This window comes from Micrococcaceae bacterium Sec5.8 (assembly GCA_039636775.1).
Classification (GTDB): Bacteria; Actinomycetota; Actinomycetes; order Actinomycetales; family Micrococcaceae; genus Arthrobacter.
On the sequence record CP143429.1, the window covers coordinates 258424 to 279229 of the forward strand.

At 67.9% G+C, this 20806-nt stretch carries 20 protein-coding genes; 12 read left to right on the forward strand and 8 right to left on the reverse strand.

Translation table 11 applies throughout. From position 1 onward, the window contains the following. Positions 1–256 precede the first annotated feature (256 nt). Positions 257–1174, forward strand: coding sequence for a fused MFS/spermidine synthase (locus tag VUN84_01200; protein XAS64336.1), 918 nt, complete (start codon positions 257–259; stop codon positions 1172–1174). Positions 1175–1225: 51 nt separating this feature from the next. Here VUN84_01200 and VUN84_01205 read toward each other — a convergent pair whose 3' ends face one another. After that, complete coding sequence (locus tag VUN84_01205) at positions 1226–2134, reverse strand: LysR family transcriptional regulator (GenBank protein XAS64337.1); 909 nt, start codon at positions 2132–2134, stop codon at positions 1226–1228. 141 nt (positions 2135–2275) lie between these two features. Between VUN84_01205 and VUN84_01210 the strand changes: the two genes are divergently transcribed. Beyond that, positions 2276–3025 (forward strand): 3-hydroxybutyrate dehydrogenase, encoded by a 750-nt coding sequence (locus tag VUN84_01210; protein ID XAS64338.1) that lies wholly within the window; start codon positions 2276–2278, stop codon positions 3023–3025. A 25-nt stretch (positions 3026–3050) separates the two neighbouring features. Here the strand turns inward: VUN84_01210 and VUN84_01215 are convergent, their stop codons facing one another. Both VUN84_01215 and VUN84_01220 read right to left on the reverse strand, forming a co-directional pair. After that, complete coding sequence (locus tag VUN84_01215; protein XAS64339.1) at positions 3051–3272, reverse strand: helix-turn-helix domain-containing protein; 222 nt, start codon at positions 3270–3272, stop codon at positions 3051–3053. Positions 3273–3289: 17 nt separating this feature from the next. Continuing rightward, positions 3290–3550: a hypothetical protein gene (locus VUN84_01220; protein ID XAS64340.1), complete on the reverse strand. Its 261-nt coding sequence runs from the start codon at positions 3548–3550 to the stop codon at positions 3290–3292. Positions 3551–3938: 388 nt separating this feature from the next. On the opposite strand from VUN84_01220, the gene VUN84_01225 reads away from it, so the two are divergent. The 5 genes from VUN84_01225 to VUN84_01245 all read left to right on the forward strand — a co-directional run bounded on the left by VUN84_01225 (position 3939) and on the right by VUN84_01245 (position 10104). Continuing rightward, complete coding sequence (locus VUN84_01225) at positions 3939–4778, forward strand: IclR family transcriptional regulator (protein ID XAS64341.1); 840 nt, start codon at positions 3939–3941, stop codon at positions 4776–4778. Positions 4779–4983: 205 nt separating this feature from the next. Beyond that, positions 4984–6681: a urocanate hydratase gene (hutU, locus tag VUN84_01230; GenBank protein XAS64342.1), complete on the forward strand. Its 1698-nt coding sequence runs from the start codon at positions 4984–4986 to the stop codon at positions 6679–6681. Positions 6682–6690: 9 nt separating this feature from the next. Beyond that, positions 6691–8283, forward strand: coding sequence for a histidine ammonia-lyase (hutH, locus tag VUN84_01235; protein XAS64343.1), 1593 nt, complete (start codon positions 6691–6693; stop codon positions 8281–8283). A 149-nt stretch (positions 8284–8432) separates the two neighbouring features. Next, entirely contained in the window at positions 8433–8687 is a 255-nt protein-coding gene (locus tag VUN84_01240; GenBank protein XAS64344.1) for a hypothetical protein, read from the forward strand. Positions 8688–8799: 112 nt separating this feature from the next. Then, positions 8800–10104, forward strand: a complete 1305-nt coding sequence (locus tag VUN84_01245; GenBank protein XAS64345.1) for a cation:proton antiporter — start codon at positions 8800–8802, stop codon at positions 10102–10104. 12 nt (positions 10105–10116) lie between these two features. On the opposite strand, the gene hutG is transcribed toward VUN84_01245, so the two are convergent. Together hutG and VUN84_01255 are read right to left on the reverse strand one after the other, a co-directional pair. Continuing rightward, complete coding sequence (hutG, locus tag VUN84_01250) at positions 10117–11076, reverse strand: formimidoylglutamase (protein ID XAS64346.1); 960 nt, start codon at positions 11074–11076, stop codon at positions 10117–10119. Between the two features lie 172 nt (positions 11077–11248). Further along, entirely contained in the window at positions 11249–12691 is a 1443-nt protein-coding gene (locus VUN84_01255) for an NCS2 family permease (protein XAS64347.1), read from the reverse strand. Between the two features lie 110 nt (positions 12692–12801). Between VUN84_01255 and VUN84_01260 the strand changes: the two genes are divergently transcribed. Next, positions 12802–13395 carry a copper resistance CopC family protein gene (locus tag VUN84_01260; protein ID XAS64348.1) on the forward strand — a complete coding sequence of 198 codons (594 nt, stop codon included), beginning with the start codon at positions 12802–12804 and terminating at the stop codon, positions 13393–13395. Positions 13396–13431: 36 nt separating this feature from the next. Here VUN84_01260 and VUN84_01265 read toward each other — a convergent pair whose 3' ends face one another. Together VUN84_01265 and VUN84_01270 are read right to left on the reverse strand one after the other, a co-directional pair. Then, positions 13432–14058, reverse strand: a complete 627-nt coding sequence (locus tag VUN84_01265) for an FAD-binding protein (protein ID XAS65912.1) — start codon at positions 14056–14058, stop codon at positions 13432–13434. A 226-nt stretch (positions 14059–14284) separates the two neighbouring features. Next, a complete protein-coding gene (locus tag VUN84_01270; GenBank protein XAS64349.1) occupies positions 14285–14644 on the reverse strand; it encodes a VOC family protein in 360 nt (119 codons plus the stop codon). A 209-nt stretch (positions 14645–14853) separates the two neighbouring features. Here VUN84_01270 and VUN84_01275 point away from each other — a divergent pair, with 209 nt between their 5' ends. The 4 genes from VUN84_01275 to VUN84_01290 all read left to right on the forward strand — a co-directional run bounded on the left by VUN84_01275 (position 14854) and on the right by VUN84_01290 (position 19151). Then, positions 14854–15891 (forward strand): universal stress protein, encoded by a 1038-nt coding sequence (locus VUN84_01275; protein ID XAS64350.1) that lies wholly within the window; start codon positions 14854–14856, stop codon positions 15889–15891. Positions 15892–16141: 250 nt separating this feature from the next. Further along, complete coding sequence (locus tag VUN84_01280; GenBank protein XAS64351.1) at positions 16142–17302, forward strand: hypothetical protein; 1161 nt, start codon at positions 16142–16144, stop codon at positions 17300–17302. 27 nt (positions 17303–17329) lie between these two features. Further along, positions 17330–18301 (forward strand): ATP-binding cassette domain-containing protein, encoded by a 972-nt coding sequence (locus VUN84_01285; protein XAS64352.1) that lies wholly within the window; start codon positions 17330–17332, stop codon positions 18299–18301. After that, positions 18291–19151, forward strand: coding sequence for an ABC transporter permease (locus tag VUN84_01290; GenBank protein ID XAS64353.1), 861 nt, complete (start codon positions 18291–18293; stop codon positions 19149–19151). The genes VUN84_01285 and VUN84_01290 overlap by 11 nt, the downstream gene beginning before the upstream one ends. A 19-nt stretch (positions 19152–19170) precedes the next feature. Here the strand turns inward: VUN84_01290 and VUN84_01295 are convergent, their stop codons facing one another. Beyond that, on the reverse strand, positions 19171–20676 hold the full coding sequence (locus VUN84_01295; protein XAS64354.1) for a C40 family peptidase: 1506 nt from the start codon (positions 20674–20676) through the stop codon (positions 19171–19173). Positions 20677–20806: the final 130 nt, after the last annotated feature.

Consider the following 20806-nt stretch of genomic DNA (forward strand, 5'->3'; position numbering starts at 1 on the left):
TCGCTCTCTTTTCAAGATCGGCTGCTGATCACGAACCAGCAATATCTGGAGAGACAATAGTAAGCATGATTACTAACAAATAGTAAGTACCCTTTCCTTTGTTTTTTGAAACGGCGGATTCGGGCTTCGCGCGCATGCGGCCGCAAGAAGGGTCCTCCCTGGGGAGCGTGGCTCTGCCCGGGGTCCGGCTGCCGCGGCGAAGCCCGTTCCGGCCGGTGAACTAGGCTGGAAACATGAGCGAAACGGTAGGCGACTAGTGGCCAAGCGGGGCAGGGCCGCCGGCCGTAACACCGCCGAGAGGATCGCCGGAGTGGTGGATTTGCCGAAGGGCGGTCGCCCCGAGGGCCCGGTGGAAGGTGTCTACTATATCGACACCGGTGACTGCGAACTGATCGCTGACCAGGACAACTCCACGGGCTGGCTGCTGCGGATCAATGGCGTCATGAGTTCCCACATCGACCTGGCCGATCCGCTGTTCCTCGACTTCGAGTACATGCGCTGGATCGCGGCCCTGGTGGAATCGCGGTGGCCACGGGAAGCCCGGACCAGGCTGCGGGCTCTGCATCTTGGCGGCGGGGCGTGCTCATTGGCGCGCTATTTTCACGCAGCCTATCCGGAAGCCCGCCAGGTGGTGGTGGAACTGGACGGGAAGCTCGCCGAGTTCGTCCGTGGCTGGTTCGACCTGCCGAAGGCGCCGCTGATGCGCCTGCGGGTGGGGGAGGCCCGCGAGGTCACTGAGAGCCTGACTCCACAAACCCGGGACCTGATCATCCGGGATGTCTTTGCCGGTTCAGTGACGCCGCGTCCGCTCACCACACGGGAATTCAACGAACACGCGCAGCGAATCCTGGCGCCCGGCGGGATCTACATAGTGAACTCCGGTGACGCGCCGGACCTCAGGAACGCCCGCGAAGACGCCGCGACCATCGCGGACACCTTCAAACACACCATGATCATCGCCGACCCGGCCATGCTCAAGGGCCGGCGTTACGGGAATATGATCATGGCCGGCAGTGACGTTCCGTTCGACGGCGACCCCGGACTGGCGCGGCGGCTGCTGGGCGGCGCGGTGCCCGCCCACATCTGGGACGACGCCAAGGTGAGGGCATTCGCCGCCGGCTCCCCGGTGCGGCGCGACCCCGACTCGGTGGGCCCGCCGTCGGCTGCTGTTTAGCCGCCGGTCAGCGGCCGGAGAATGCCTGCGGAGCGCGCTGCGTGTACTCAGCTAGGAGGCGGGGCCGCCCCGGCCGAGCAGTGCCTTCCGGTGCGCCTTCGTTTGTTCGCGCAGCGCGTGCACCACGGCGGCGACGGCGGGCCGGCGCATGGAGTCGGGCCGGAGCACCATCCAGTACGGCAGCAGTTCGGCAAACTCCTCCGGCAGCAGCCGGACCAGGTCCGGATGCAGGTCCGCCGCGAAACACGGCAGGAATCCGATCCCCGCGCCGGCGCGGGTCGCTTCGACATGAACGAATACGTTGGTGGAACTGAGGCCGTCGCGCATGGTGGGGACAAGCCGGCGCGGGGCATCAAGATCATCCACCTGAAGCATGGAATCCACGAAGTACACGAGAGAATGTTTGGTCACTTCCTCGACGGTGGTGGGGGTGCCGTACTCGGCGAGGTAGTCCCGGGAAGCGTACATGCCGAGCATGTACTCGCCGAGCCGGGCCGCCGCGGCCCGGTGGACCTGGGGTTCGCCCACCACCACTTCAATGTCCAGTCCTGAGCGCTGCTGGAGTGCCCGGCGGGTCACCGTGATGATCTCGACACTGAGGCCGGGATGGTCCCGGCGCAGCCTCGCCACCGCCGGCGCCGCAATGTAGGCGCTGAAGCCGTCCGTGGCAGTCATCCGGACCACGCCGGTGATCGGGTCCGGGACCCGGCCGGGCAGTTCGAGGGTCCGGATCGCAGCTTCCACGCGCTCCGCCACCTTCACGGCTTCTGCACCCAGATCCGTCAGCTCCCAGCCGCCGGAGGCACGCGAGAGCACCCGGCCGCCCAGAGCCTTCTCCAGCGCCGCGATCCGTCGCGACACTGTGGTGTGGTTCAGTCCCAGGGACTGCGCTGCCGTCGTGAACTTTGCGGAGCGGGATACTGCCAGGAGCACGAGCAGGTCATCGGGGTTCGCGTTCATATCTGCAATTTTGCACACAAGGGGTGCTGGTTTGACCATTGAATCACCCACTTTGTGCGGCAATACTCAGTAAAGCTGCTCAGCGCTGTGCGTTGCACCTCCTCTGGGCTGTGGAAGACCGCCGAGAAGAGGAGTGCAGACATGGAGAGCAGCTTGAACGGGCGCAAGGCCCTGGTGACCGGCGGAGCCGGCGGGATCGGCGCCGCAAGCGTCCGTGCCCTCGCCGCACGGGGTGCCAAGGTGGTCATCGCGGATGTCGATGAGGCCGCCGCAGCAGCCCTCGCCGATGAGGTCGGCGGCACCTCCTGGGCGGTTAACCTGCTGGACGTGGCAGCTCTTGAGACCCTGAGCCTGGACTGTGACATCCTGGTCAACAACGCGGGCATCCAGCGGATCAGTCCGATCGAGGACTTCGACCCCGCGGATTTCCGCCGCATCCATACCCTGATGCTGGAAGCACCATTTCTGCTCATCCGCGCCGCACTGCCGCACATGTATGCGAACAACTACGGCCGGATCGTGAACCTGTCCTCGGTGCACGGACTGCGTGCCTCGCCCTTCAAGAGTGCCTACGTCTCCGCCAAGCATGGCCTGGAGGGCCTGAGCAAGGTCACAGCCTTGGAAGGCGGAGCGCACGGCGTCACGTCAAACTGCATCAACCCGGGCTACGTCCGCACGCCGCTTGTCGAATCCCAGATTGCCGACCAGGCCAAGGTGCATGGGATCCCGGAGTCAGAAGTCCTCGCCAAGATCATGCTGACCGAGTCCGCCGTGAAGCGGCTCGTCGAGCCGGCGGAAGTCGCCTCGCTCGTGGCCTGGCTGGCATCCGACGACGCCGGCATGGTCACCGGCGCCAGCTACACGATGGACGGCGGCTGGTCGGCCCGGTAGCCGGCCGGTCCCGGACCGGATCTTCTCAGTCCGTTGTTTTCTCGTCCTCGTCCGGGATGGCGGGTTCGGTGGACCGGCGGATGTAGTCGTTGACGGCGTCCTCGGGAACCCGGAACGACCGGCCCACCCGGACTGCGGCGATGGCGTGGGCCTTCACCAGCCGGTATACGGTCATCTTGGAAACCCGCATGGCGGCCGCAACTTCCGCGATAGTCAGGAAATGCGAAGAGACGTTTGCTGAGCTCATTTCCTCTGGCCTGTCCACTAGTCGGGGTACCGGAGTTGCCGGAAGTCATAGAACACGACATCGCACGGCGCGCCGCCGGCGGTCCGCAGCCCGACATAGGGGGCATCGATAGCTACCACGGTGCCCAGGTGCCGGCCGTTAAATGGATCGTCGCCGATCACCACCTGGCCTGCCCGGAACGGCACCCGCGGTGTCCGTGCCCGGCCCACCCTTTCAGCCAGGAAACTGGCCATGCGGCCCCGTTCGCGCTGGACCTGCGGAGAAGCTGAAGACTCCATCGGAACCACTCCCTCGAAAGGCGGGCCCGCCGGATTTCCAGCGTGCCCGGGCCGGTTGCGAATTGGCCCCCCGCTGGCTCTCCAGCCGGTCCGCTCCGCCGTGAAGCAACTGTAGCTCCTAAGCGCTTGCGCCACACGAGTAACTTCCACCGCTTACGGACCGGCCACCACTTGGGCCGCAGAGGTAACTACTTGCTTCCACCTTCTCAGCCGTCGCTGCGCAGGGGCGATCCCCATGATGGCGGCGGTCGTGACCAAACCCGGTGCCGGACCGTCGAGCATTGTCCGGTATTCCAGACAGCGGGCCCGGCTCGGGACGGCTCGCCGCAGCCCTCAGGGCGCATGCTTAAGTACGGGATACCGGACACCGCGCAGCAGAAGAGGATCCATGCCAAGCATCAGCGTCACCCCGGGGACCACCGAGACGGGACCCCGGACCGCCCGGGCGAAGGTTGCCTCCAAGGTTCCGGCCGCCGAAAACACCCTGCGCATCCTTAAGCTTCTCGCCTCAAAACGGGGGCCGATGGCGGCATCGAACATTGCCACGGCGCTGGCGCTGCCGCGCTCCAGCGTCTATCACTTGCTGGGTGTGATGGAGGCCAACGGCTTCGTCCTGCATCTGCACGAGGAGCAGCGCTACGGGCTTGGGATCAGCGCCTTCGAGCTCAGTTCGGCGTATTCGCGGCAGGAGCCGTTGTCGCGCCTGGGCAGGCCGCTGCTGGCGGCTCTGGTGGACGTCATCGGCGAGAGCGCGCATCTCGCCGTGTTGCACGGCCGCGACGTTCTCTACATCGTCGAGGAGCGGGCTAAGAACCGCCCCTCGCTGGTGACCGACGTCGGTGTGCGGCTGCCGAGCCACCTCACCGCGAGCGGGCGGGCCATCCTCGCTGCCTTGCCGAAGTCGCAGGTCCGGGCCCTGTACCCCAACGCCGCAGCGTTCACAGCCCGGCACCAGAGCGAGTCGCCCATTCTGAAGTATTCGGCGCTGTCCACCCACCTGGACCAGGTCCGGCTGCGCGGCTACGCCACCGAACACGGGGAGGTCACGCCGGGCTTTGGTTCGATCGCAGCCGCCGTCACGGACCACGTGGGCTGGCCCACCGCCGCTGTTGCGGTGACCTTCCTCGAAGACAAGCTGCCGCCCGGGGAGTGGCCGGCCCTCGCCGCCCGGGTGCGGAAGGCCGCGGACGATCTCTCCGTCAGGATCCACGGCCGCCCCTCCGCTTGAGCCGTTGCGCTATCACTTACGGTTCCTATCCGCGTGTTTTAAGGACCGGGAGTGATAGCGCAACGTACGGTGGCGGCGGCCCGGCGTCGGGGTCTGGAATCCCGGACAGAGCCCGCCCGCACCCACTGTTTCCGGGGCTGGGCACAGGCTTTAGTTGATACAGAACCCCCTACCCCGAGAACTATCAAGACAACGAGGAGTCCTCATGGCACCCGCCGATTTCACAACCGGTGCCCGCCCGGTCAAAGCAGCCCGCGGCACCGAGCTCACCGCCAAGAGCTGGCAAACCGAAGCGCCGCTGCGCATGCTGATGAACAACCTCGACCCCGAGGTCGCCGAGCGACCCGATGACCTGGTGGTCTACGGCGGCACCGGCCGCGCCGTCCGGTCCTGGGCGGCGTTCGACGCGGTCACCCGCACCCTGGAAACCCTGGAAAAGGACGAGACCCTGCTGGTCCAGTCCGGCAAGCCCGTCGGAGTCTTCCGCACCAATGAGTGGGCCCCGCGCGTGTTGCTGGCCAACTCCAACCTCGTCGGGGACTGGGCGACGTGGCCTGAATTCCGCCGGCTCGAGGCCGAGGGCCTGATGATGTATGGCCAGATGACCGCCGGGTCCTGGATCTACATCGGCACCCAGGGCATCCTGCAGGGCACCTTCGAAACGTTCGCCGCGATTGCCCGCAAGCTCACCGGGGACGAGGACGGCACGCTCGCCGGCACGCTGACCCTCACCGGCGGCTGCGGCGGCATGGGCGGCGCCCAACCCCTCGCCGTGACGCTGAACGAGGGCGCCTGCCTGATTGTCGACGTCGACGAAAGCCATTTGCGCCGCCGGGCCGGCAAGCGCTACCTCGACGAGGTGGAAACCGACCTCGACGCCGCCATCGCCAAGGTCATGGCGGCCAAGGCCGAGCGCCGCGGCTGGTCCGTGGGCTACGTCGGCAACGCTGCCGAGGTCTTCCCGGAGCTCCTGCGCCGCCACAACGCCGGCGAGCTCACGGTCGACATCGTCACGGACCAGACGTCCGCGCACGACCCCCTGAGCTACCTCCCCGAAGGCATCACGGTTCAGGAGTGGCACCGCGAGGCTGCTGCTGACCCCGAGGGCTTCACCAAGAAGGCCCAGGCCTCCATGGCCAGGCACGTGGCGGCCATGGTCGAGTTCCAGGACGCCGGTGCTGAGGTGTTCGACTACGGCAACTCCATCCGCGACGAGGCCCGCAAGGGCGGCTATAACCGTGCCTTCGAGTTCCCCGGCTTCGTCCCGGCCTACATCCGCCCGCTGTTCTGCGAAGGCCTGGGCCCGTTCCGCTGGGTGGCACTCTCCGGCGACCCGGAGGACATTGCCGTCACGGACGCGGCCATTAAAGACCTCTTCCCGGAGAACAAGCACCTGCACCGCTGGATCGACGCGGCGCAGGAGCGGGTTGAGTTCGAAGGCCTCCCGGCCCGGATCTGCTGGCTGGGCTACGGCGACCGCGCCAAGGCCGGGCTGCTGTTCAATTCACTCGTCAAGGAGGGCAAGGTCAAGGCGCCGATCGTGATCGGCCGCGACCACCTCGACTCCGGCTCCGTGGCGTCCCCGTACCGCGAAACCGAAGCCATGGCCGACGGCTCCGACGCCGTCGCCGACTGGCCGCTGCTCAACGCCCTGCTCAACACCGCCTCCGGCGCCACCTGGGTCTCCATCCACCACGGCGGCGGCGTCGGCATCGGCCGCTCCATCCACGCCGGCCAGGTCTCGGTCGCCGACGGAACCGACCTCGCCGCGCAGAAGCTCGAACGCCTGCTCACCAATGACCCCGGCATGGGCGTCATCCGCCACGTCGACGCCGGCTACGACCGCGCCGTCGACGTCGCCAAGGAACGCGGCGTCCGCATCCCGATGCAAGAAAAGAACTAGGAACACCCCATGACTCTCACCACCCATGAATCACTCACCGTCACCCTCGGCTCCAGCGGCGTAACCGCGGAGGACGTCGTCGCCGTCGCCCGCCACGACGCCCGGGTGGCCATTTCGCCGGACGCGCTGGCGACCGTGGCCAAGGTCCGCGCCCACATCGACAGCCTTGCCTCCAGCGATGTGCCGGCCTACGGCATCTCCACCGGATTCGGGGCGCTGGCCAACCGGCACATTCCCAACGAGCTGCGCACCCAGCTGCAGAAGTCCCTGATCCGCAGCCATGCCGCGGGCATGGGCCCCGCCGTGGAGCGCGAGGTGGTCCGCGGCATCATGTTCCTGCGCGCCAAGACGCTCGCCTCCGGGCGGACCGGCGTCCGCCCCGTGGTGCTCCAGACCATGGTGGATGTGCTCAACGCCGGCATCACCCCGGTGGTCCGCGAATTCGGTTCCCTCGGCTGCTCGGGTGACCTCGCGCCGCTGTCCCACTGCGCCCTGGTCCTGATGGGCGAAGGCGAAGCCACCGGCCCGGACGGAGAAGAGTACGGCGCCAAGGGTGGGCGGCCGGTCGCTGAACTCCTCGCCGAGCACGGGATCGAGCCCGTGATCCTGGCCGAAAAAGAGGGCCTGGCCCTGGTCAACGGCACTGAGGGCATGCTGGGCATGCTGCTGATGGCCATTGCGGACCTCCGGCAGCTGCTCACGACGGCGGACATCACCGCCGCGCTCAGCGTCGAGGCGCTGCTCGGCACGGACCAGGTGTTCCTGCCCGAGCTGCACGCGGCCCTCCGGCCGCACCCGGGCCAGGCCGCCGCCGCGGACAACATGCTCCGCGTCCTGTCCAACTCCCCGATCGTGGCCTCGCATCGGATCAACGACACCAAGGTCCAGGACGCCTACTCGCTGCGTTGCGCACCCCAGGTGGCCGGCGCCGTCCGCGACACCGTGGACCACGCAGCCCTGGTCGCCTCCCGGGAGCTGGCCGCCGCGATCGACAACCCGGTGGTCCTGCCGGACGGCCGGGTCAGCTCCAACGGCAACTTCCACGGCGCCCCGGTGGCCTACGTGCTGGACTTCCTGGCCATCGCCGTCGCGGACCTAAGTTCCATTGCCGAGCGCCGGACCGACCGGATGCTGGATCCGGCCCGCTCGCATGGACTGCCGGCGTTCCTGGCCGCGGATCCCGGCGTCGACTCCGGGCTGATGATTGCCCAGTACACCCAGGCGGGGCTGGTCTCGGACAACAAGAGGCTGGCCGTCCCGGCGTCGGTGGATTCGATCCCGAGCTCCGCGATGCAGGAGGACCACGTGTCGATGGGCTGGCATGCGGCGCGCAAGCTCCGCCGCGGTGTGGAGAACCTGCGCCGGGTTCTTGCGATCGAACTCGTGACGGCGGCACGTGCACTGGACATCCGAACACAGCTTTCCGGTGGCGAACTCACGCCGGGACCAGCGGGGACCGCCGTGGTCGCCGCCCTGCGCGAGGTGGTCGAGGGCCCGGGCACGGACCGGTTCCTCTCTCCTGAGCTGGAAGCGGCGGACCTTCTGCTTGCCTCGGGCAAGGTGCGGGCGGCGGCCGAATCCGCCGTCGGAAATCTCGCCTGACGGAAAAGAATATGCGGCTGGAGCCACGATCTTTCGCTGCCACCGAAATAGTGCCCGCGCCGCAAGCAGGGTTCTGCGAACTGTAGTAGGAATGAAGAATCACACCAATGAAGTTGTGAGAAAGAACATATACAAAGGGGTAGAAGTTCATGAAAGCACGCGGGACGGTCCTGTCCAAGCGCACGGCGTCGGCCAACACCGTCTTCGACTGGCGGGGCCTCGTGGCCGGTGACCGGGTCGAAATCCTCAAGCACGCCCAGGTTTTGGCTGCCGGTTCGGTCGAGGAGGTCTCAATCAGCGGCAATGTTCTCTGGCTCGTCCCGACGGACCCGTCGGTTCCACCAGCACCCGCCGAGACCCGGCTGTTCCTGAAATCCGACGGGGTGGAGGTGCGGCGCAGCTAGCCGCAATCGGTATCGGCGCAGTACGCGCGTATCTTGGTGAGGGGGCGCCGTTCCACAGGGACGGCGCCCCTGTCATCCCCGGGCATCCGGGCCTAACCAGGAGGATTACGCCGTGTTTGAGGCCCCCAGCATCATCTTTACGGTGGCCGGCCTGGCCGTTTTTGCGGCCGCGCTTCTGCCCAAGCTGCTGAACAAAGCGCCGCTGTCCATGCCGATGGTGTTTCTGGGCGCCGGAATGTTGGCCTTCACGTTCATGCCGGACCTGCCGAACCCGGATCCCCTGCAGCACCGGGAGTTCACCGCCCATCTGACGGAAATCTGCGTCATCATCTCGCTGATGGGAGCCGGCCTCGCCCTGGACCGCCCCGTGAGCAAACGCGGCTGGTCCACCACCTGGCGGATGCTTGGCATTGCCATGCCGCTCTGCATTGTTGGCCTCACCCTGCTGGGACTCGGGGTGCTGGGCCTCGGGCTTGGAGCCGCGCTGCTGGTCGCGGCGGCGCTCGCGCCGACCGACCCTGTGCTGGCCTCGGAGGTCCAAGTGGGCGAACCCGCCGACGACGAGGATGAATCCGCCCGCGGCGAGGACGAAATCCGCTTCGGCCTCACCTCCGAGGCAGGCCTGAATGACGGACTGGCGTTCCCGTTTGTGTATCTGGCCATCGCCATCAGCCTGGTGGGCCCGTCGCCGTCTCAGTGGTTTGTTTCCTGGTTTGCCACCGACGTCCTCTGGCGGATCGGCATGGGGCTTTTCCTCGGCTGGCTCGCCGGAAAGGCGTTGAGCCTGCTGTTCTTCTCCGCCCGCGACAGCATCCGGCTGTCCAACCACTCCGAGGGCTTCGTGGCGCTCGCGGCGACCTTCCTGGCCTACGGCGTGACGGAAATGCTCTCAGGTTACGGATTCATCGCCGTCTTTATTTGTGCGGTGACCATCCGGGCCGCCGAACGGACGCATGGATTCCACCGCGTGATGCACTCCTACGTGGAACAGATCGAACGGCTGCTCACAGTGGTCATCCTGGTGCTTCTGGGCGGCGCGATAGCCCGGGGCCTGCTGGCCGGCATCGGTTGGGTAGAGATCCTGGTGGCGCTGGCGTTCCTGCTCGTGGTCCGTCCACTCGCCGGTTGGATCGGCCTGGCGCGGGGAAAGACGGGGCCGCGGGAACGGATCGCCATCGCCTTCTTCGGCATCCGCGGCATCGGCTCGCTCTATTACCTGGCCTACGCGCTGGGCAAGGGCGACTTCGACGCGCAGGCCCAGCAACTGTGGGCGTTCATCGGCCTGGTGGTGGCCATGTCCATCGTGCTGCACGGCGCCACCACGGCGCCGGTCATGAACCGGCTCGACCGGCTCCGTGAAAAGCGGGCCGTGCAGCAGCATGGCGACGACGGCAAGGCGCAGGTCACGCCCATCTGAACGGCCCTCCGGTTACCCCAGCAGCGTGGTGATCAATCGTGCGGCCACCTTGGCCGTACGGTTGTCCACGTCGAATTCGGGGTTCAGCTCGGCGACGTCCAGATGGAGGAGTTTCCCGCTGGCGGCCACCTGACGGCACACTGCGTTAATGACCGGCAGCGGCACTCCGTACGCTGCCGGCGCGCTCACGCCGGGCGCCACCGAGGCCGGCAGCACGTCCAGATCAATCGTCAGATACACGGCGTCCACCTGAGCCAGGAACGCCGCCACGAACACGTGCGTGGCCTCGGCTGAGCAGTCCTCATCCAGCAGGAAACCGACCCGCAACTCTTCCGCGGTCCGGAAAAGTGCCCTGGTGTTGTTCGGTTCGGAAATCCCGACGACGGCATACTTCAGTTCGCGGCCCGCGGCGGCTTCGGCCCGGGCCATTTGGAGGAACGGAGTGCCGGAACTCGGCACTGCCTCATCCCGGAGGTCGAAGTGGGCGTCCAAATTCAGGACACCCACGCGCTGTCCCTGCCGCACCGCCGCCGAGCGTGCCACGCCCAGGTAGCTCGCGAACGCGGTCTCGTGCCCGCCGCCCAACACCACGGGAAGCTGCCCGGCGTCGAGCAGGCCGGTGATGGCGAGTCCGGCCCGCGCCTGCCCCGCCTCCAGGGCATCGCCGGCCACGGTCACGTCGCCGGCGTCGTGCACCTCACGGCCCAAGTGGAAGGCAAGCGGCGCGAGTGCGGCGCGGATCGCGGCCGGGGCAGCGGCCGCACCGGTGCGGCCCTTATTCCGGCGGACCCCCGCATCGCTGCCGAAGCCCAGGAGCACCGCGGGGCGCGGCGCGGCGGCCGGGGCCGGATCGCGGTGCGGGGCGTACGGCGTGACGGCCTGCCACCAGCGGCAGTGCTGGGGGCCGTCGCCGTCGAACCGTCCGGTCCAGGGCTGCGGCGGGGCATCGACGGCGGGTGCAGGAGAAACCATGCCCCAAGCTCACCGCAGGCAGGGCGGGAAAACCAGCCGCGCCGCCGTCGTGCTGTCCGAAATCCCGGAACCTGCCGTTAAACGCCGCCGAGTTGGCCGTTCACGGCAATGTTTATCGAAAACAGTGCCGCGAAAGGCCAACTCGACGGAACGGGCGGGGAAAGCTGCGGAGTTAGTGCAGTCCCAGCGCGGCCTCGATCGGGCCGATCCCGAAGAACAGCAGGAAGGCGGCGGCCACGGCCCACATCAGCGGGTGGACCTCGCGGGCGCGGCCCTGGAAGGTGCGGATCAGGACGAAGGAGATGAAGCCCGCGCCGAGGCCGTTGGCGATCGAGTAGGTGAACGGCATCAGGGTGAAGGTCAGGAACGCCGGAATCGCGATGCCCCAGTCCTGCCAGTCGATCTTGCCCACCTGGGACACCATCATGAACCCGACGACCACCAGCGCCGGGGCCACGGCCTCGAACGGTACGAGGTTGATGAGCGGGGTGAAGAACATGGCGACGAGGAACAGCAGTCCGGTGACGATCGAGGCCAGGCCGGTCCGGGCACCTTCGCCGATGCCGGCGCCGGATTCAACGTAGATCTGGTTCGAGGAGACCGAGGCGCCGCCGCCGATGATCGCACCCAGCGCGTCCACCTGCAGGACCCGGTCCACGTTGGGGATGTTGCCGTCCTTGTCGATGGTGCCGGCCTCGGTGGCCAGGCCAACCATGGTGCCCATGGCATCGAAGAAGATGCTCAGCAGGATCACGAACGCCAGCAGAGTCGCCGCGACGAAGCCGAGGTGCTCAAAGGCGCCGAACGGGTTGGCCTTGCCGATCAGGGACAGGTCCGGCGCTGCCCATTCAGTGAACTTCGGCGCCACGAGGGACCAGCCCTGGGGGTTGGAGGTCTTGCCGTCGAAGCTGGGGCCGATGTGCAGGGTGAATTCCAGAATCACGGCCAGGATGGTTGAGGCGATGATTCCGATCAGGATCGCGCCTTTGACCTTGCGGACCACGAGGGCGATGGTGAGGATCAGGCCGAATACGAAGACCAGCGTGGGCCAGCCCAGCAGCTTGCCGTCAAAGCCCAGCCCCACCGGAACGGTGGTGCCGGCGACGTCCGGGATACGGCGCACGAAGCCGGCATTGACCAGGCCGATCAGGGCGATGAACAGGCCGATGCCCACCACAATGGCCGTCTTCAGGCCTTCCGGAACCGCCTTGAAGACTGCCGTCCGGAAACCGGTGAGGACCAGGATCAGCATGGTGACGCCGGAGAGCACCACCAGCCCCATCATGTCCGGCCACGTCAGTCCCGGGTTGGTGGCCACGGTGACGGCGACGAAGGCGTTGACGCCGAGGCCGGTCGCCAGCGCGAAGGGGTGCTTGGCCCACGCGCCCATCAGGATGGTCAGGATGCCGGCAGCGAAGGCCGTGACGGCCGCGACGGCGGGGAAACCGAGGGTTGCACCGGAGGAATCGGGGCCCGAGAGGATCAGCGGGTTCAGCACCACGATGTAGCTCATCGCGAAGAACGTGGCGAAGCCGCCACGGATCTCCCGCGAGAAGTCGGACCCCCGCTCGGATATCTTGAAGTACCGGTCGAGTGCAGAGCCCTGCTTAAGCATTAGTCCTCCGGGGGGTGGGGATGGTTACTTGAATCCTATTAGGCGTGCGAGCAGCGTCCGGCCGATTTCGCCTAGTCTGTAAGGAAGCCAACACTAGGAGCAGCCCTTCCATGCGCCTCATCCGTCTGCTCGTCAGTGCCCTGCTGGGCGCTGCGATCTTCTCCGCTGCCCTTCTGGGAGCCATTGCACCGGCTTCGGCCCACGACGCCGCCGAGTCCACCAGCCCGGCGTCGGGCGCCACGGTGGCCACGACGCCGGAGAAGGTCTCTGTCACCTTCAATAACAAGCCGCTCGGATTGGGTTCGCAGATTGCCGTGAACCACACGGACGGAGCCAACTGGGCCGACGGCGGCGTGGAGATCGTGGACAACGTCGCCTCGCAGAAGCTCAAGCCCGGCGCCCCTGCCGGGCTCTATACGGTCGCGTGGCGGGTGGCCAGCGCCGATGGCCACCCCATCGAAGGCACGTTCACGTTCACTGCCACCGCCGGAGCGGCAGGCACGACGGCGGCTGCCGCGGTTCCCACGATGGGCACCGCCCAGCCGGGAACGGCGCCGGCGCCGTCGACGCCGGCCAGCTCAGCGGAACCGTTCCCGTGGAGCATTGTAATCTTCGTCGGAACGGCGGTCGGCATCGTGGTCGCCCTGGGCCTGATGGCCAAGAGCCGGCTCAAGACGGATTCGGGCAAAGACGCCGACAGCTGACCGGAAGCAACGCGGGGCACGTGCGATCCGGGCGCCTTAGCCCCGAGCTGCCAGGGAGACGCCGGCTGGCCCTGCGGCGGGAACGCCGCCCGGGTGGACCTTGGCGGAGATCGCCTGGCCCACCACCTTCGCCTGGCGCAGCACTTCTTTCGGCGACGGCGTGATGAGCTCTCCCACTCCCACGAGGTACATCCCGAGCTCGTGCATGGCCGACATCAGGCTTTGCCCCGCGGCCACACCGAGCTCGGAGAGCATCCGGCGCAGCTGGCTGTGGGCGCAGCGCGTCAGCACGAGGTGGTCCGCGAGCAGGATGCCGCCGGGAGTGCGCACGGCCCACGGCTGGGTGTACCCGGTGGCGCCGGCGTCCACGTGATCCAGCTGCAGGGCGCGGATGTTGGTCCGGACGTCCAGCTGGTGGTTGGCGGCGTAATTCCGCAAGTGGCGGAGGATTTCGTTGCGTTCCTGCAGGCTCCCGGCGTCAGCCGCATCGCAGCGCTGCAGGGAGGAGGTGTTGGCCGGATGGCCGGCGCCCAGCAGATCCAGCCCGTCCACGATGATGGAGTCAACCCCGCGCCGTTGGAGCTCGCTGGCCACCGCAAGTCCGGACAGGCCGGTGCCAATGACGACGGCTGTGGTCCGTTCGATGTTCCCGGACATTGGCATGCTCAACACAGCAGGGTCCTTCCTCGAATGGTGCCACTTGCGGGAACAACGCCCCGGCGCGTTCCGCCGCCCGCCCGGAACGCCAGGACTTCAGCCGGCGTTCTGAAAGACGAGTCTCGGTTCAGCAACGCCTCGAACACTACCTAAGATTTGACGCCTTGGATAGGGCGGGCGAAACGACGGCCGGACCCCGAAATGTCCGTGGTTTTCGGGGCTGACCGGGCGGTCAGCTCAGGCAGAGGCACAAGGGATGGCCGGCCGGGTCAAGGAAGACCCGGAAGGTAGTACCGGGCTGGTGTCCGTGTTTCGTCGCGCCAAGTTCGAGCACGGCTGCCTCGGCGGCATCGAGGTCATCAACCACGACGTCGAGGTGCATCTGCTGCGGTACCTCCTGGCCGGGCCACTGCGGCGGCGTGAACGGCTCGACCTTCTGGAAGCTCAACGAATCCCCGTAATCGGCGCGCACGGAGCACCAGTCGTCGTCACTTTGCTCGACCTTCCAACCGAGCAGGGCGCCGTAGAACTCTGCCAGCGTCCTGGGGTCGGGACAATCGAGGACGACGACGGGGAAGCGTGCGATAGCCATGGCCACACTCTAGGACCATCTCCCGCGAACCGCACCCGTTCGGAGCCCTGAATCAGCCGCTTGCCAGTTGCCGGTTAACCGAGAATAGTGAGGAGAACCAGGGGTCCAGCCCGCAGAATCTTCGGGCGGACCGCCCTTGGACGCCGTACGCGGGCACGTCTGGCAGAATAGCCGCAACATCAGGCAAGAATCGCGAGGAGGCGGACCCCATGGGCCGAGAACAGGTGCATCCGGATCCGGCCGGGGATTCCCCCAAAGGGTCCGCGGCTTCCGGCGGGATCGTGGTGGGCGTCGACGGTTCGGACCACAGCAAGTGCGCGTTGGTGTGGGCGGCCCGTGAAGCAGAGCGCCGGAACCGCCCGCTCCACATCATCACCGCCTACTCCGTTCCGATCTTCGCCGCGTCGGGGCTCGACGGCGGATACGCCACGGTTGATGACTCGGTCATCCGCGAAGGTGCGGAGGCCATCCTTAAGCAGGCTGTCGACAAGGTGGCCGGCTACCTGATCGACGTCGACGCAACCGTCGAAAACGGCGACGCCTCCGGTGTCCTGCTGGAGATGTCCGAAACCGCCGAGCTCCTCGTCTTCGGCACCCGCGGCCGGGGCGGCTTTGTGGGCCGGCTGCTCGGCTCCGTGAGCAGCGCCCTCCCCGCGCACGCTAAATGTCCCACAGTCACTGTGCCCCTGATCTGCGCGGACCGTCTGGGCGAAATCACCGACGACAAGCGCATCCTCGCGGAACGGGCCAAATCCGGCCACGTCCCGGTCGAAAATGTTGTGGTGGTGGGCGTCGACGGCTCGGAACAGGCCCGCGTGGCCGTGCTGGAGGCGGCGGCGCAGGCCGAACGGCTGGCTGCCCCGCTGCGGGTGGTCTGCGCTGTCCCGCAGTACAACGGCTCGCTGGCGTGGGTGCCTGCGCCGATGGACCGTGAGGCGCTCTTCGCCGACATCAGGACCCAGCTCGACGCCGGGACTGCCTGGATCAGAAGCCACTTCCCCCACCTCACCGTAGAGAACCAGCTGGTGGACGGCTCGCCGGTGGAAATTCTTGTCGAGGCCAGCCGGCACGTGGAACTGGTGGTGGTTGGCACCCGCGGCCGCGGCGGTTTCGCCGGGATGCTGCTGGGGTCCACCTCCGACGGGATTCTGCATCATGCGAAAGGCCCGGTCATGGTGGTCCCGGACCGGGATGACCCCCGGCTTGCTGACCGGGTGAACTTCGGAGCTGTGCCCGGGAATTCGTAGCCCGGACCGGGCCCCTGGGCCCAGGCCGGGGACCTGGGTGCTCGCGTTCCTGCTCGGGGCAGTCGAGCTGACCCTCAATGTGCTCGCCTGGGGGAACCTCCGAGCCGGCGCCGCCGGACCAGCGCCGCAGCGCCCGGACCTTCACCGCCGCCAGCGGTGGCAATCGAACTAATCTGCCGGCAAAAGGTGAAGCGGGACACCCTGGGGCGTATTGTTAATCCATGAACTGCAAGGTTGGAGCGTTGTCGCTATGACGCGCAAGTGGCTGCGTTGGCTGCCCGCTGTTGCGGTGCCTGCCGCCATTGCCGCGGGCATCCTTTCCGGATCCGTGCCCGCGAATGCCGGAGACCCGCTGCCGGAGAAGACCCCGCAGCAGATTCTCCTCATGATCGCCCAGCACGGCGAAAAGTCTTTGTCCGGAACCCTGGAACAGAGCTCGGCGATCGGTCTGCCCGACCTGCCCAAGTCGGGGTCCGGCGCGGGATCGCCGGAGACGGCGTGGCTGGAGCTCCTGACAGGACCCCACACGGCCCGTGTCTACCTGGATGGACCCAGCAATGCCCGGGTCCAGGTCATGGACCCGATGGCGGAGCGGGATGCCGTACGGAACGGCAATGATCTATGGTTCTATAACTCCAAGGACAACACCGCCGCGCACGCCCAGCTTCCTGCCGATGCAGCCAGCCGGCACGCGGCAGGACCCGGCGCGGCGGCGACCCCGGAGGACCTGGCCGGCCGGCTGCTCGCCACAATGGATGCGACCACAAAGGTGTCCGTCGGCCCTGACGTCCAGGTGGCAGGCCGGGCGGCCTACAACCTGGTACTGACCCCGAAGTCCCAAGTCACGCTGGTGGATTCCATTGCCATAGCCGTCGACGGAGACACGGGACTCCCGCTCGGCGTCGAACTCAAGGCACGCGGGCAGGCGGAGCCGGCTTTTAGCGTTGCCTTCACCAGCCTTGCGCTTGAGGCGCCGGATTCCGCCATCTTCAACTTCACCCCTCCGGCCGGGGCAACCGTGAAGGAAATCCCGCTGCCAGCCCATAAATCCGGTGCCGCCACAGCGCCGCCGGACGCCGCCAAGCCGGACGCTGCAAAGCGGCCCACCGTATCCGGCACGGGCTGGGAATCCGTGCTTGAATTCCCGGCCGGGTCCGTGGCCTTGCCAGCCAGGAACCAGGCGCAGAACGGAACACCGGACTCCGGCACGGCGAATCCACTTCGCAACGGGACTTCCCCGGCTGCCGGATCCGGCGCGGCTGCCCTGTTCGAACAAGCTGCCGTGGCCGTCCCGGGCGGACGGCTCGTATCGACATCGCTGGTGAACGTTCTGATCCTCGACGACGGGCGGATCCTCGCCGGTTCCGTCCCGTTGGAGCGGCTGCAGGCCGCCGCGGCGTCCGGTAGATAACCCGGTGCGCGGCCCGGTGACCGAGGCGTGAGTGCCGCCGCGCCAGGGGCTGGCCTGAGCATCGAGACCACCGGTCTCAGCAAGCGTTTTGGCCGGCAGCTTGCTGTTGACAGCGTAAACCTGGCCGTACCCAAGGGCTCGGTCTTCGGCTTCCTCGGCCCCAACGGCTCCGGGAAGACCACCACCATCCGGCTGATGCTCGGACTCGCCTCCGCCACTTCCGGCTCGGTCCGGCTCCTGGGCCAGGAGATGCCGGGCCAGCAACACAGGGTGTTGCCCCGCGTGGGAGCCTTGGTGGAGGGGCCGGCGTTTTACCCGTTCCTCTCCGGCGCGGCCAACCTGCACCGCTTCGACGCCGCGGACCCGCGCGTTCCCGCCGCCACCCGCACAGCCCGCGTTCAGTCGGCGCTGGAGCGGGTGGGCCTGACGCACGCCGCGGATAAGAAGGTCCGGGCGTACTCGCTGGGCATGAAGCAGAGGCTCGGCATCGCCAATGCCCTGCTGGCTCCCCGTGAACTCCTGATTTTGGACGAACCGACCAACGGACTCGATCCGCAAGGCACCCGGGAGGTCCGCAGCTTGGTCCGCTCGCTGGCTGCCGACGGCGCCACAGTGTTTGTCTCCAGCCACCTTCTGGCCGAGGTGGAACAAATCTGCACCCACGCGGCCATCATGAGTGCGGGCCGGCTCGTGGCGCAGGGCACCCTTGCCGAACTGCGGGGCGGCGGCCAGGCCCGCATCCGGGTCCTGACGCCCGACACCGGGACTGCGGCCCGGGTGCTGACAGGGCTGGGCCTGGGCGCACCCGTCAGCGGTGCCGGTGATGTGATCTTCGCGCCGGTCCCTTCCCCCGCGGGGCCCGCGGCCGTGGCACCGGAGGCTGTGGTTGCCGCGCTGGTGGCTGCGGGCGTCCGGGTGCGGGGCTTCGCCACCGAACAGGTGAGCCTTGAGGAACGTTTCGTGGCGCTGACCGGGGAAGGGTTTGACGTTGCCCAGTAAGGAGCCCGGCGCCGCCACGCCTGCCCGGGGAAGCACCTGGGGCCGCGGGCTGCTGGCATCGGAGCTGGGCGTCCTATTCCGACGCCGCCGCACCTGGGCCATGCTGTGTGCGCTGGCCGCCATCCCCATCCTGATCGCCGTGGCGGTCCGGGTATCCTCCGCTGTCCCGGCCGGAAGGGGCCCGGCCTTTTTGGACCGGATCTCCCAGAACGGTCTGTTCGTCGGGGTGACCGCCATGCTCGTCTCGGTGCCGTTGTTCCTGCCCCTGACTGTAGGGGTGGTGGCAGGGGACACCGTAGCCGGTGAGGCCGGGCAAGGAACCTTGCGCTATTTGCTGGTGGCCCCCGCCGGCCGGGTCCGGTTGCTGCTGGTGAAATACGCGGGGGCGGTGGTGTTCGCCGTCGCGGCGCCGCTGGTGGTGGCGCTGGCGGGGGCCGCGATCGGCGCTGCGCTTTTTCCGGTGGGGCCGGTCACGCTGCTGTCCGGAACCACGATCGAACCGCCCGAGGCGCTGCTGCGGCTGGCGCTGATCGCCGGGTATCTTGCCGTCTCGCTCATGGGACTCTCGGCGATCGGGCTCTTTGTTTCGACGCTGACCGACGTGCCGGTCGGGGCGATGGCGTCCACCGTGGTGCTCTCGGTGGTTTCGCAGGTCCTGGATGCCCTGCCGCAGTTGGAGTGGCTGCACCCGTGGCTGTTCAGCCACTATTGGCTGGATTTCGCTGACCTGCTGCGCCAGCCTGTCGCCTGGGACTCTTTCCTGGCCAATGCGCTGTTGCAGGGCGGCTACGTCGCTGTGTTCGGCGCCCTGGCCTACGGCAGATTCGTGACCAAAGACGTGCTGTCTTAGACGTTCAGCACCCGGACGCTCAGTACCGGGCTGCGACAGGGTAAAGCTGCATGCCGGCCATGGAGGCGAGGTCCGTCACGGTGATTCCGGCGTCCTCGTTCAGCGCCTGGACAACGCGGCCGCCGCCCAGGTAGATCGCCACATGGTAGAAACCCGGGGCCGAGCCCCATACCAGCAAGTCCCCGGCCCTGGCCTGGGCCAGCGGAATATGCGCGGGGGCCTGGGCGAACTGCTGGGACGCGGTCCGGGGCAGGTACTTTCCGGCGGCGGCGAAGGCGTTCTGCACCAAGCCCGAGCAGTCGAATCCGTGCGACCCGGTTCCGCCGTACTGGTAGAAGTAGGGCGAGCCGACCTTGCCCAGCGCCACGGAGATGGCGGTCTGGTTGGATCCGCCCGGTGCCGGTGCCGGTGCCGGTGCCGGTGCCGGTGGGGGAGCGGGCGGGGCAGCGGGCCGGGGAACCGGGGCGGAACTGGCGCCGGCCGGCGGAGCGGGGGCCGGGAGAACCGGCGCCGGCCGGACGGGGCCCGCCGGAACTGCGGTTGCCGGCTGTGCCGGTGCGGGCTGTGCCGGTGCGGGCGGTGCGGGGGCCGGGGACTGTGGAGTCTGGTTTCCGCCGGCGGGAGCGGCCGAAGAGGCGTTTCCGGCGTCGGTCCGCGGCGCAGCGGCCTGGGCTGGAACCTGGTTCTGTGACGGGTCCTGGGCCGCGGCTGCGGTGACAGCCGCCAGTTGGTCCTCCCGTCGCTGCCGGTCCAGGGCATCGATGCGGGATGATTCCAGGGCCACGGTGGTGTTTTTGAGGGTGGCGAGCTGTTCGACAAGCAGTGTCCGCTGCGCCTTGGCTTCGGACACGGCCTGGCGCTGGGCGTCGTTGGCCTGCTCGGCGTCGCGCTTCCGCGATTCTGCTGTCCGTGCCGCCTCGTCGGCGGCCCGGTTGGCATCAGCGGCGGCGGCGGTCAGGGATTCGGCGGCCACTGCGGCGGTCTCGGCCGACTGGAAGGCGCGGGTCCGGCCGGCCGTGACGGCCTCCAGCGTGGCGGCCTGCTGCAGGGCGTTGCCGGTGCCGCTGACAAAGCTGCTCAAAGCCGGGTTCAGTCCGCCGTGGCGGTAAAGATCGCCGGCGAGCTGACCGATCTGCTGGCGCGTTTTCTGGTGCTCTGCTCCGGCGGCGGCAGCTTTGGCCGCGGCAACCTCGGCGGCGTCGCGCCGGCTTTGCAGTTCCACGAGCGCTTCGCCGTAGGCGTTGTTGGCCTGCAGGGAGGCGGAAAGACCGGCGTCCTGGGCCGCGGAAGCATCCGCCAGGAGCTGATCAATCGTGGTGACCTGGGCCGCCGTCGCGCCTTCGCTGGACTTGGCGGCGGCAATCTGGTCCGGTGATGGAAGGTCCGGCGCCGCGGGAACTCGTGCTGCCGGGACCTGGCGGGCCGGCGGGAGCGGAGCCGCGTTCGCCGGGACGGCCAGCGCTCCCAGAAGGAGAACGGCGGCGCCGAGCACAGCCGTTTTTCGGCCGGAACCGGTCCAAGTCATGGGCAAACCTCGCTGCAGGGTCGGGCTGGAGCGGGTGAACGTGGCTTCCGGCGCGGAGAAACTCCGCGGCTGAACCCCCAGCACGGTCGAGGCTACGTGTCAGATGTCACTTTGGCAACATAAGTCACAT